Below are 11784 nucleotides of genomic sequence, written 5' to 3'. Positions count from 1 at the left end.
ATCAAGCTCATCTGCGTTCGCCTCTGGTGCAACGCGTAATGAGTCTACGCGCTAACAGGTTGATTGGCGCGCGGGCTTGAGGCAACGCGGTCCCCATCTTTGCGGGGAGATATGCGTGACTGATCTGCTTGTCCCATCCTGGGTGCTGACTCTGGCCTGCGCCGACCGGGTCGGCATCGTCGCGGCGGTGAGCCAGTTCCTGGCCGAGCGCGGCGGCTTCATCACCGACAGCCAGCAATATGCCGACCGGGAAGCGGGCCGTTTCTTCATGCGCGTGGCGTTCGAGGCGACCGATGGACGCATGGGCGATACGGAGCGGCTGCGTCAGGATTTCACCAATGTCGGGACGCGCTTCGCCATGGACTGGCGATTGACGGCGGCGGACGAAAAACCGCGCATGCTGATCGCCGTGTCCAAGGGGTCGCATTGCCTGGCCGATCTGCTGCACCGCTGGCAGACCGGGATGCTGGCGGTCGACATCATGGGCGTGGTGTCCAACCATCCCGACATGCGGCGGATCACCGAATGGCATGGCATTCCCTATCACGAGCTGCCCGCCAACGGCGACAAGGCCGCGCAGGAGGAAGCGCTGCTGGGCATATTCGAGCGGACGCGGTCGGAATATCTGATCCTGGCCCGCTATATGCAGGTCCTGTCGGAGGAATTGGCGGGGAAGCTCGACGGGCGCTGCGTGAATATCCATCACAGCTTCCTTCCCGGGTTCAAGGGCGCGCGCCCCTATCACCGGGCGCATGAGCGCGGTGTCAAGCTGATCGGAGCGACGGCGCATTTCGTGACCGGCGATCTCGACGAAGGGCCGATCATCGAACAGGCGGTGGAGCGGGTCGATCATCGCGCCACGGCGGAGGACATGATCCGGATCGGACGGGATATAGAAGCGCAGGTGCTGGCGCGGGCGGTGGGCTGGCTGGCCGACCGGCGGGTGTTGCAGAATGGCGGGAAGACGGTGGTGTTTCGATAGGAGGCGGCCCGAAACGGGTGGAAGGCAGACGAGCCGCGCGCTGCGCGTTCCTTGAAGCGCTCCGTGTTCCTGCGCAGGCATTCGAACGAGACGAGTGGCTCGTGAGAACCCAGTCCCGCCCTCACTTCGCCCTGGCAACATCCGAACTGGGCTCCTGCCTACGCAGGAGCACGGCGCGCTCAATGGCTACAAATGGCCGATCTCACCCATGCGCCTTCCTGCGCCGGGTTTCCCAGCCCTTCTTCGCTGCCGCGGAGCGATCCGCCGCTGATCGCCGGGCCGATGCAGCGCCGCCCTTCCTACCGCCCTTGCGCGAGGAGACATGGCTGTCGGGCTTGCCCCGGCCGGAACCGGATTTATTACCGCCGCCCGATTCCCTGTTCACCGTGGCCCAGGCGCGCCGTTCGGCCTCCTTTTGGGAAACGCCGCGATCCTCATAGCCTTCCTCGATATGCTCAGCCTTGCGCTTCTGCTTGTCGGTGTAGCTGCTCTTGTCGCCTCGGGGCATGATCTTCTCCTTCCGATTCCCCTTCAGGCTATAACTGCTGACATGCGTTGCCGTTCACACCGTTACGAAATGGGAACAGAGTGGCCGAACCAGCGTTCAACGCGTCATGGAACAGCGCTCCCTTCTCGAACGGCTGGCCCGCCATCTGGCCGCCGGAAATCCCGATCGCTGGCAGGATCAGATCGAGGACGCCGCCAGCCTGCTCGCCATCATCAAAGATCCCGACGATGCCATGCGCGAGGCCGGCGACGGACGCATCTGGCAGGCGATGATCGACGCGGCGTTGCGCGAGCGATGGGCGATCGCCCCCACCTCCACGGCCACCGAGCCGCCTGCCGGGACCGATGAGGAAGGCGAAATTCCGCTGCCGCCCGACAGCATCAGCGGCAATCACGCGGACTGGGTTCATCTGCATGAAGCACAGGAGAAGCCGAGATGAAGGGGTTATTGAAGCTCGCATTTCTCACCGGGCTGGGCGCTGCGGCCTGGAAGGGATGGAAGGAATGGCAGGCCAGGGGGGAAGCGGAAGAGGCCCCGCCGCCCGCCTTCGCCACAGCCCGAGTGCGCGATGCCGGGCCGGCGGAGCAGCATATCGATGCGCGCGACTGGGACCTGATCGACGAACAGATCGACGAGAGCTTCCCCGCCAGCGACCCGCCGGGCAATTATCGCGGGTTGCATTGATCGATCCGGACCCTGAGCATTGCTCCTCCCCTGCCCCGCCTCTATGAGACGGCTTGCGGTCCCATGCCGGGATCAACAGGGGAAATTTATCAATGCCTTCGGGTCTGATCGCGCTGCTCGATGACGTAGCGGGGATTGCCAAGCTCACTGCCAGTTCGCTGGACGATGTCGCCGCCGCCGCGGGCAAGGCGGGGTCGAAGGCGGCGGGGGTCGTGATCGACGATGCCGCCGTCACGCCGCGCTATGTCATGGGGCTGACGCCCGACCGCGAACTGCCGATCATCTGGAAGATCGCCAAGGGATCGCTGCGCAACAAGCTGCTGTTCCTGCTGCCCGCCGCGCTGGTGCTGAGCGCTTTTGCGCCCTGGCTGCTGCCGCCTTTGCTGATGCTGGGCGGCGCCTTTCTCTGTTTCGAAGCGGCGGAGAAGCTGCTGGAGGCCGTGCAGGGCGGGCATGATCTGGCGGAGGAGGCGCTGGAAACGCACGGTTCGCGCGAGTTGGAGGACGAGAAGGTGTCCGGCGCGATCCGTACGGACTTCATCCTGTCGGGCGAGATCATGGCGATCGCGCTCGGCACGGTGGCGGCGGAGCCTATCTGGGAACAGGCGATCATCCTGGCGGTCGTCGCCCTGTTGATCACGGCGGGCGTCTATGGCGTCGTCGGCTTCATCGTGAAGATGGACGATATCGGGCTGCATCTGGCCGAGCGGCGATCGGCCGGCGCGCGATCGCTGGGCCGGGCGATGGTGAAGGCGATGCCGGTGCTGATGCAGATATTGAGCATCGTGGGCACGGCAGCGATGCTTTGGGTCGGCGGCGGGCTGATCGTCCACGGGCTGCATGAATTCCACTGGAACCTCATTCCCGGCGCGATTCATCATGTCGCCGAAAACGCCGCGCATGCCCTGCCCGCTGCCGCGCCGGTGGTGGATTGGACCATGAATGCGATCGGCGCGGGCATTGTCGGGCTGGTGATCGGCGGCATCGTCGTTGCGGTGCTGCACCTCTTCAAGAAGCATTGATGGCGTCACCCTGGCGCCTGGAGGCCGGGGCGCTGACGGCGCTCGCGCTGCCGATGATCGCGGGCAACATCGCCTGGGCGGGAATCGCGGCGACTGATCTGTTGCTGCTTGGCCGGTTGGGGGCGAGCGCGGTGGCTTCGGGGGCGCTGGCGATCAATCTGTTCAATGCGCTGCTGATCTTCGGCATGGGGCTGGTCACGGCCGCCGCGCCGCTGATCGCCACCGAGCGCGGGCGACGGCGGCATTCGGTGCGCGATGTCCGGCGGACCGTGCATCAGACGCTGCGGGCGGCGGCGCTGTTCGTGCTGCCCGCCTGGGCGCTGCTGTGGGAAAGCGAGGCGATCCTGCTGCTGATGGGGCAGGATGCCGACCTTGCGGCCGGGGCGGGCCAATTGATGCGGGGGTTGCAATGGGCGCTGCTGCCTTTTCTGGGCTTCACCACCTTGCGCAATTTCATTTCCGCGCTGGAGCGGCCGGTCTGGGGCCTTGTCATCATGGTCTGCGCGATCCCGCTCAACCTGCTGGCCGGATGGGCGCTGATCTTCGGGCATCTGGGCTTTCCGCCGCTGGGGATTTTCGGGGCCGGGATTGCGAGCAGCCTGTCCTCCTCCTTCCTGTTTTTCGGGCTGTTGTCCGTCATCCTGATCGACCGGCGGTTTCGGCGCTATCGGCTGCTCGGGCGGTTCTGGAGCCGGGATCGGGAGCGGCATCGCGCCGTCTGGACGCTGGGCCTGCCGATCGCGATCACGCTGGGGCTGGAGACGACGGTGTTCAACGCCTCCGCCTTTCTGATGGGGCTGATCGACCGTGACTCGCTGGCGGCGCATGCGGTGGCGATCCAGATCGCGGCACTGGCGTTCATGGTGCCGATGGGCATTGGGCAGGCGGCGACGGTGCGCGTGGGGCTGGCTTATGGAAAGCGGGACCGGGCAGGCGTCGGCCGGGCGGGATGGCTGGCGCTGGCAATCGGGACCGGTTTCGCGCTGATGGCGGCGACGATGCTGATCGCCCTGCCGCGGACGCTGATTTCTGCGTTCCTCGATCTGCGCGATCCGGCCAATGGGCGGACGACGGCGCTGGCGGTGAGCTTTCTGGGCGTGGCGGCGCTGTTCCAGTTGGTGGACGCCGCGCAGGCGGTGGGCGCTGGCGTGCTGAGGGGCATACAGGATACGCGCGTGCCGATGATCTTCGCCCTGATCGGCTATTGGGTCATCGGCATCGGCGTGGGCGTCGTTCTGGCCTTTCCGCTGGGATTGCAGGGGCTGGGCATCTGGCTGGGGCTGGCGAGCGGGCTGGGAGTCGTGGCATTGCTGCTTGTGATCCGCTGGACCTTGCGGGAGCGGCTTGAGCTTTTATCGCAGCGGCGAAATATGTGATGCCATTCGTCCTGCAAATGGGCCAAGTTGCGTCAGGAAACGATGGTGCGGCGCACAAAGCAATTGAACCCTGACGCCGAATCGGTAATGAAAAGCACATTATGACCGCTCCCACCATGTTCTTCGAAGCAATCGCGCTCCAGAAATGCCTGATGGCGACCTACAACAAGATGGTCGTGAAGCTGGCGCCACATATCCTGTACACGCGTCATGATGAGATGTTCATCGATGCGGTGACGATCGAGCGCGACGGGCGACCGCCCCGGGAACTGAAGCTGGGGACCTTCAAGCTGGCGGGGTTGAACGACGTCACTCTGGTCGAGGAAAGCTTCGACGCGATGCACGGGCTCTATGATCAGGGGGACGCGAAATATAAGGGCGTGACCCTGTTTGCCGTGGAGCCGGAGAGTGCCGCAGCCTGAGGGTTGATGGCGAATCCCGGACGTTCCCGTCCCGCCTTCTGCCCGGCAAGCCCTATTTCTTCAGTCGGTAGCCGGTTCGGAACATCCAGCCGATCACGCCAAGGCACACCGCCAGCATCCCCGCGATGAACAGCAGGCTGAACCCGATCCCCACATCCCCGCGTCCGAAAAAGGTCCAGCGGAAGCCGGAGATCAGATAGACGATCGGATTGAACAGGGTGATCGTCCGCCATGGCTCTGCCAGCATGTGGATCGAATAGAAGGCGCCGCCAAGGAAGGTCATCGGCATGATGAGCAGCAATGGGATCACCTGCAACTGCTCGAAGCTTTGCGCCCAGATGCCCAATATGAAGCCGAAGAGGCAGAAACTGATCGCGATCAGCATCATGAAACCCGCCATCGCCAGCGGATGGGCGACATGAATGTCCACGAACAGATGGGCGGTCGCGAAGATGATGATGCCGACTATCATCGACTTTGTCGCCGCCGCGCCGACATAGGCGATGATCGTCTCCACCGCTGACACCGGGGCAGAGAGCAGTTCGTAGATGGTGCCGCTGAATTTGGGCATGTAGATGCCGAAACTGGCGTTGAAGATGCTTTCGGTGAACATCGACATCATGATGAGGCCGGGCACGATGAAGGCCGCATAGGCTATGCCGTCGATCTGCGTCATGCGCGATCCGATCGCGCCACCGAACACCACGAAATAGAGTGACGTCGTGATCACCGGCACCAGCAGGCCGGTCAGCAGCGTGCGGGCGAAACGATGCAGTTCGAACCTGTAGATCGCCCAGATCGCGCGATAATTGAAACGGCTTACGCCCTGGGGGTTGAAACCGCTCATGCCGCCTTCTCCTGATGGACCAGGCTGACGAAGATATCCTCCAGGCTGCTTTGTTCGGTATTGAGGTCCTTATAGGCGATGCCGAGATCGCCGAGCCTGCGCAACAGCGACGACACGCCGGTCCGCTCGGCCTGGGTGTCGAACACATATTCCATCTCATGCCCATCGGCCTTCAGCGTGACCTGCCATTGCGCCAGCTCTGGCGGCACGGCGGCAAGCGGATCGGCCAGCACGACGGTTAGCGTCTTCTTGCCGAGCTTTTTCATCAATGCCGTCTTTTCCTCGACCAGTATCAGTTCGCCCTTGTTGATGACGCCGACCCGGTCGGCCATTTCCTCCGCCTCCTCGATATAATGGGTGGTGAGGATGATGGTGACGCCGGTCTGGCGCAGTTCGCCGATCAGCTTCCACATGTCCCGGCGCAGCTCGACATCGACCCCGGCGGTCGGCTCGTCCAGGAACAGCACGCGCGGTTCATGGGACAGCGCCTTGGCGATCATCACGCGGCGCTTCATGCCGCCGGACAGTTCCAGCATCTTGTTGTGGCGTTTGTCCCACAGCGACAGGTCGCGCAGGATTTTCTCGATATAGGCGTCATTGTGCGTCTTGCCGAACAGGCCGCGGGAAAAGGTGACGGTGTCGATCACCCGTTCGAACGCGTCGGTATGCAATTCCTGCGGCACCAGTCCGATGGCCGAGCGCGACCCGCGATAGCCGCGGATGATGTCATGCCCCGCCACGGTCACGCTGCCGCCCGTGGGCCGGACATTGCCGCAGATGATGGAGATCATGGTCGTCTTGCCAGCGCCGTTCGGCCCCAGCAGCGCGAAAATCTCGCCCTCCTCTATCTCCAGGTCGACGCCCTTGAGCGCCTGGAAACCCGAAGCATAGCTTTTGGTCAGGCCCGAAACGGTGATGATGGATGCCATGCGCGCCAATGCCCCTTTGCTGAAGCGCAAAGATAGGGCGCCCGCTTCCCAGCGCAACGGGCGCTATTCGCCTTTGCGGAAAAAGCGGAATACTGTCGCGGGCGGGAAGTTGCGGACGGTCTGCCCGGCACGCACGACGTCCAGTCCCAGCGTGTCGAGAATCTCCCGACTGACCGGCGGGCGCATGGAATAGGTGAACTGAATGAAAGCGCCGCCCGGCCGGAGCATGCGGAAGCTTTCGGACAGGATATCGGCATGCATCTGGCGGTCCATGGCCAATAGCGGCAGGCCGCTGATCACCGCCTGATATTCCCCCGCGTCGCCCGCTGCCGCGCTGGACACGCTCTGCGCGGGCGTTTCGAGGACCGACACATGCGGAAAATGGCGCCGCAGGCCGCGCGCGAAAGCGGGATTGATCTCCACCACCTCCAGCTTTTCCGGCGGCAGGCCGGTGCCCAGTATCGCGCGGGTGAAGACGCCGGTGCCGCCGCCCAATTCAAGTACGCGGCCATCCCCGGCATCGATATGTTCGACCATCAGGCGCGCAAGGTAGCGGCTGCTGGGTACGACCGATGCCGTCTGGCGCGGCTTTTTCACCCAGGCCGCCAGGAAATCCAGATATTCGGTCGCACGGTTGCGGAACTCGCTGTTGGGCAGGGCAATCGCCCGGCTGCGCTTGGACTTATGCTGCATGAGCGAAGTGCGACCAATTCCGTGTCATGCCGACTCCCTTAGCGGGCTGGATGGGCGGCGTCGATTGGCTTTAGGAGCGTTTTCAGGTCGTTTGGCCGCCCGACGCTCAACTCCGCAGGGTTTCGATACGTTCCTGCAACCATTGCGCCACGGCGGCGATCCGGGGCAGCTTCTTCAAATCCCCATGCGTCACCAGCCAGAAGCTGCGCATGATCTCCACCCTGTCGGCCATCACCGGCGCCAGCGTGGCGTCGCATCCGGCGATGAAGTCCGGAAGCACGCCGATTCCCGCGCCTTCCGCGATCATGCGAAGCTGCATGTTGATGCTGGTCGCCCGCAGACTGGCCTCCAGCCCCGCCTCCACCTCATCCAGATAATCCAGTTCGGGGGAGAAGATGAATTCGGGAACATAGCCGATCAGCATATGATCGCGCAGGTCGGCGGCGGTTTGCGGGGTCCCGGCCCCCGCCAGATAGTGCGGCGCTGCATAGAGATGCAGCCGATAATCGCCCATGCGCCGCACCGATAGCCGTCCGCGCTGCGGCCGCGCCAGCATGACCGCCATGTCCGCCTCGCGCTTGGACGGGTTGAGAAAACCGGATGCGGTGATGAGGTCCAGCCGGATGCCGGGATGGCGGCGGCTGAAATCGGCCAGGCCCGGCGCCAACACCCAGGTTCCGAAGCCCTCCGCCACCGACAGCCGTACCTGGCCGTTCAGATGATGCTCCCGACCGGTCGCCTCCTCCATCGCCGCGAGCGCGGCGCTTTCGATGCTTTCGGCATGGCTGAGCAGCGCCTGGCCCCGGGCGGTCAGGGTTCGCTCCCCTGCCCCGACCTCGAACAGTTCGGGACCCAGCGTCCGCTCCAGCCGGACGAGGCGCCGGGCGATCGTCGTCGCATCGATCCCCAGGGCGCGCGCGGCCGGCGCGATCTTGCGGGTGCGCGCCACCGCCAGAAAGACTCTGAGATCATCCCAATCGAACATCCACCGCTCACGCAAATCTGCAAAATCGCTGCCACCCTATGCAGAACTGCGTTGTTGCATGCAATTCCGCATCGTATCTAAAGGAAAGTCCAAACTACGCTTCAGGGAGAGCATGTGAGCCAGTTCGATCTCACCGAGGACCAGTTGGCCATTCAGGAGATGGCGCGCCGGTTTACCGCCGATGCGATCACCCCCCATGCGGCGGAGTGGGACGAAAAGCATGTCTTCCCCATCGATACGATCCGCGCGGCGGCGGAACTGGGCTTCGGCGGCATCTATGTGTCGGAGGAAGCGGGCGGCATCGGCCTTGGGCGACTGGAAGCCGCGCTGATCATGGAGGCGATGGCCTATGGCTGCCCGTCGACCAGCGCCTTCATCTCCATCCACAATATGTCGGCCTGGATGATCGACCGGTTCGGCAATCAGGCGGTGAAGGACAAATATCTGCCCTCCATGGTGCCGATGGAACGGATCGGCAGCTATTGCCTGACCGAAGCGGGATCGGGGTCGGACGCGGCAGCGCTCAAGACGCGGGCGGTCCGGGACGGCGATCATTATGTGGTCACCGGCTCCAAGCAATTCATCTCCGGCGGCGGCGAGAATGAAATCTACGTCGTCATGGTCCGCACCGGCGATGAAGGACCCAAGGGCATATCCTGCATCGTCATCGAGAAGGACATGCCCGGCGTCAGCTTCGGCGCGCAGGAACGCAAGCTCGGCTGGCATTCGCAGCCGACGGCGCAGGTCAATTTCGACGGCGTGCGAGTGCCGGTCGAGAATCTGGTCGGGGCAGAGGGTGAAGGCTTCCGCATCGCGATGATGGGGCTGGACGGCGGGCGGCTCAATATCGGCGCCTGCTCGCTGGGCGGAGCGCAGCGCTGCATCGATGAGGCGCTGAGCTATACCAGGGACCGCAATCAGTTCGGGCAGAGCATCGCCGATTTCCAGAACACCCAGTTCACGCTGGCGGACATGGAGACGGAACTTCAGGCGGCACGCACCCTGCTCTATGCGGCAGCGGTCAAGGTGACGGAAAATGCGCCGGACAAGACGCGCTTCGCCGCCATGGCCAAGCGGCTGGCGACCGACACCGGCTCCTCCGTGGTCGACCGGGCGCTGCAACTGCATGGCGGCTATGGCTATCTGATGGACTATCCGATCGAGCGTTTCTGGCGCGATCTGCGCGTGCATTCGATCCTGGAAGGCACCAATCAGGTGATGCGCATGATCATCGCCCGCGACATGCTGCGGCCCTAAGCCCGATAGAGACTGAACGCGGGAGGCATTATGACTGATCAGGTTCTGATTTCGATCGACAATGGCGTGGGCCGCATCCAGCTGAACCGACCCAAGGCGATCCATGCGCTGACCACCGAAATGTGCGATGCCATCATCGACGCGCTGCTGGCCTGGCGGACGGATGAGAGCGTCCTTGCCGTGATGCTGGATCATTCCGAGGGACGGGGATTTTGCGCGGGCGGCGACATCGCGATGATCGCCAACAGCGCCAGGGGGGATTGTTCGGAGGCCGAACAGTTCTTCTTCACCGAATATCGGATGAACCATCTGCTGTTCGTCTATGAAAAGCCGATCGTCGCCTTCATCGACGGCATCGTCATGGGGGGCGGCGTGGGCATTTCCGATCCGGCGCGCTATCGCGTCGCGACGGAGCGGACCACCTATGCCATGCCCGAAACCGGCATCGGCCTGTTTCCCGATGTCGGCGGCGGCTGGTTCCTGCCGCGCATGCCGGGACGGACCGGAGCGTGGCTCGCCACCACGGGCGCGCGGATCAGGGGCACGGATTGCGCCGCGATCGGCATTGCGACTCATTATATGGCATCGGACAAGCTGGAGGCCGTAAAGGCCCGGATCATTGCCGATCCCGATGGGCTGGGCGAGATACTGGACGAAATGGCGGACGTGCCGCCACCTTCCGCCTGGGAAACGCATCGGGACCAGATCGATCGGCTGTTCGCTTCCGATCGTTTCGAGGACATCCTTGCTGCGCTGGAGGCGGACGGATCGGACTGGGCGCGGGAACAGCTCTCCACCCTCGCCACCAAATCACCGCAGACCATCAAGGTGGCGCTCCGTCAGATGGTGGAAGGGGCGGTCTTTACCGACTTCGCCGACAATATGCGGAACGAATATCGCATCGGCCATCATGTCATCCGCCGGCCCGATTTCATCGAAGGCGTCAGGGCGGTGATCTTCGACAAGGATAATGCGCCGCAATGGAAGCCGGCGCGGCCGGAGGATGTGACGGACGAACTGGTCGACAGCCTGTTCGCGCCCCTGCCACCGGAAAAGGAATGGACGCCACTGCCCGAACTGCGCGGTTGAAAGACAAGAGGAGTGCCTGAAATGAGCCAGACCATCGCCTTCATCGGCCTGGGCAATATGGGCGGCGGCATGGCCGCCAATCTGCTGAAGAACGGCTTTGCCGTGCGTGCTTTCGATCTGTCGGAAGAGGCGCTGGCCAAGGCCGCCGATGCAGGCGCGACGCGCTGCGCAAGCGCGGCCGAAGCGGTGGCGGGCGCCGATGCGGTCGTCACCATGCTGCCTGCGGGGAAGCATGTCGAAAGCGTCTATTCGGGCGAAGTCTTCGGCGCGGCCAAGGCTGGCGCGCTGTTCCTGGATTGTTCGACCATCGATGTCGCGACCGCGCGCCGGGTCGAGGAGGCCGCCGCCGCCAAAGGCTTCGAGATGGTCGATGCGCCGGTGTCGGGCGGCATTGCGGCGGCCAATGGCGGAACGCTGACCTTCATGGTCGGTGGATCGGACGAAGCCTTCGGGCGGGCCAGGCCGATCCTGTCGGCCATGGGCAAGGCGGTGATCCATGCCGGCGGCCCGGGCAACGGACAGGCGGCCAAGATCTGCAACAATATGCTGCTGGGCGCGACCATGGTGGCGACCTGCGAAACATTTGCCATGGCGAAGAAGCTCGGGCTCGATCCGCAGACTTTCTATGATATTTCCAGCGTTTCGTCAGGCCAGAGCTGGTCGATGACCAGCTATTGCCCGGTGCCGGGCGTCGGGCCGCAAAGCCCGTCGGACAATGGCTATCAGGGTGGTTTTGCCGTCGGGCTGATGCTCAAGGACCTGAAGCTGGCGGCGGAAGCAGCGGCCTCCGTCGGGGCCAGCGTGCCGATGGGCAATGCTGCGGCGTCGCTTTATCAGTTGCTGGTCAATCAGGGCGAAGCGGGACGGGACTTTTCGCTGATGATCGAGATGCTGGAGGGGAAATAAGGGCTTCTTCCCGCTTGAGTGTCGCAAGGGGGTGGAAGGTGGTCGTTCCGCTTACCGACCCTTCCCTGAAGCGCACCGTGCTCC

Annotated in this window: 14 protein-coding genes; 9 read left to right on the top strand and 5 right to left on the bottom strand. The window is 63.9% G+C overall.

Translation table 11 applies throughout. From position 1 onward, the window contains the following. Positions 1 to 142: 142 nt before the first annotated feature. The gene (gene purU, locus RUH75_RS22080; RefSeq protein ID WP_409592416.1) at positions 143 to 982 is read left to right on the top strand and encodes a formyltetrahydrofolate deformylase; all 840 of its coding nucleotides are present in this window, start codon (positions 143 to 145) and stop codon (positions 980 to 982) included. Positions 983 to 1184: 202 nt separating this feature from the next. Here purU and RUH75_RS22075 read toward each other — a convergent pair whose 3' ends face one another. Next, on the bottom strand, positions 1185 to 1490 hold the full coding sequence (locus RUH75_RS22075) for a plasmid stabilization protein (RefSeq protein WP_313809349.1): 306 nt from the start codon (positions 1488 to 1490) through the stop codon (positions 1185 to 1187). Between the two features lie 106 nt (positions 1491 to 1596). On the opposite strand from RUH75_RS22075, the gene RUH75_RS22070 reads away from it, so the two are divergent. From RUH75_RS22070 to RUH75_RS22050, 5 genes are all read left to right on the top strand, one after another. Further along, positions 1597 to 1929: a hypothetical protein gene (locus RUH75_RS22070; protein ID WP_313809348.1), complete on the top strand. Its 333-nt coding sequence runs from the start codon at positions 1597 to 1599 to the stop codon at positions 1927 to 1929. Then, on the top strand, positions 1926 to 2174 hold the full coding sequence (locus tag RUH75_RS22065) for a hypothetical protein (protein ID WP_313809347.1): 249 nt from the start codon (positions 1926 to 1928) through the stop codon (positions 2172 to 2174). Before RUH75_RS22070 ends, RUH75_RS22065 begins: the two co-directional genes overlap by 4 nt. Positions 2175 to 2266: 92 nt before the next feature. Continuing rightward, complete coding sequence (locus RUH75_RS22060; RefSeq protein WP_313809346.1) at positions 2267 to 3196, top strand: DUF808 domain-containing protein; 930 nt, start codon at positions 2267 to 2269, stop codon at positions 3194 to 3196. Continuing rightward, positions 3196 to 4572: an MATE family efflux transporter gene (locus RUH75_RS22055; RefSeq protein ID WP_313809345.1), complete on the top strand. Its 1377-nt coding sequence runs from the start codon at positions 3196 to 3198 to the stop codon at positions 4570 to 4572. The genes RUH75_RS22060 and RUH75_RS22055 overlap by 1 nt, the downstream gene beginning before the upstream one ends. Before the next feature lie 101 nt (positions 4573 to 4673). Next, positions 4674 to 4994: a hypothetical protein gene (locus RUH75_RS22050; RefSeq protein WP_313809344.1), complete on the top strand. Its 321-nt coding sequence runs from the start codon at positions 4674 to 4676 to the stop codon at positions 4992 to 4994. Between the two features lie 52 nt (positions 4995 to 5046). Here the strand turns inward: RUH75_RS22050 and RUH75_RS22045 are convergent, their stop codons facing one another. The 4 genes from RUH75_RS22045 to RUH75_RS22030 all read right to left on the bottom strand — a co-directional run bounded on the left by RUH75_RS22045 (position 5047) and on the right by RUH75_RS22030 (position 8448). After that, a complete protein-coding gene (locus RUH75_RS22045) occupies positions 5047 to 5841 on the bottom strand; it encodes an ABC transporter permease (RefSeq protein WP_313809343.1) in 795 nt (264 codons plus the stop codon). Continuing rightward, a complete protein-coding gene (locus RUH75_RS22040; protein ID WP_313809342.1) occupies positions 5838 to 6770 on the bottom strand; it encodes an ABC transporter ATP-binding protein in 933 nt (310 codons plus the stop codon). The genes RUH75_RS22045 and RUH75_RS22040 overlap by 4 nt, the downstream gene beginning before the upstream one ends. 63 nt (positions 6771 to 6833) lie before the next feature. Then, a complete protein-coding gene (locus RUH75_RS22035; protein ID WP_313809341.1) occupies positions 6834 to 7463 on the bottom strand; it encodes a methyltransferase domain-containing protein in 630 nt (209 codons plus the stop codon). A 106-nt stretch (positions 7464 to 7569) separates the two neighbouring features. Further along, positions 7570 to 8448: a LysR family transcriptional regulator gene (locus RUH75_RS22030; protein WP_313809340.1), complete on the bottom strand. Its 879-nt coding sequence runs from the start codon at positions 8446 to 8448 to the stop codon at positions 7570 to 7572. A 114-nt stretch (positions 8449 to 8562) separates the two neighbouring features. Here RUH75_RS22030 and RUH75_RS22025 point away from each other — a divergent pair, with 114 nt between their 5' ends. From RUH75_RS22025 to mmsB, 3 genes are read left to right on the top strand one after another with little or no spacing between them, the layout of a single operon-like run. Further along, positions 8563 to 9705, top strand: coding sequence for an acyl-CoA dehydrogenase family protein (locus tag RUH75_RS22025; RefSeq protein ID WP_313809339.1), 1143 nt, complete (start codon positions 8563 to 8565; stop codon positions 9703 to 9705). A gap of 30 nt (positions 9706 to 9735) precedes the next feature. After that, positions 9736 to 10794, top strand: a complete 1059-nt coding sequence (locus tag RUH75_RS22020; RefSeq protein ID WP_313809338.1) for an enoyl-CoA hydratase/isomerase family protein — start codon at positions 9736 to 9738, stop codon at positions 10792 to 10794. 21 nt (positions 10795 to 10815) lie between these two features. Further along, the gene (mmsB, locus tag RUH75_RS22015) at positions 10816 to 11700 is read left to right on the top strand and encodes a 3-hydroxyisobutyrate dehydrogenase (protein WP_313809337.1); all 885 of its coding nucleotides are present in this window, start codon (positions 10816 to 10818) and stop codon (positions 11698 to 11700) included. Positions 11701 to 11784 lie beyond the last annotated feature (84 nt).

Origin of the sequence: Sphingobium sp. (genome assembly GCF_032153725.1) — a bacterium.
GTDB lineage: Bacteria > Pseudomonadota > Alphaproteobacteria > Sphingomonadales > Sphingomonadaceae > Sphingobium.
The sequence above is the reverse complement of the archived record's forward strand: the minus strand, read 5'-3'. Positions and strand labels throughout refer to the sequence as shown.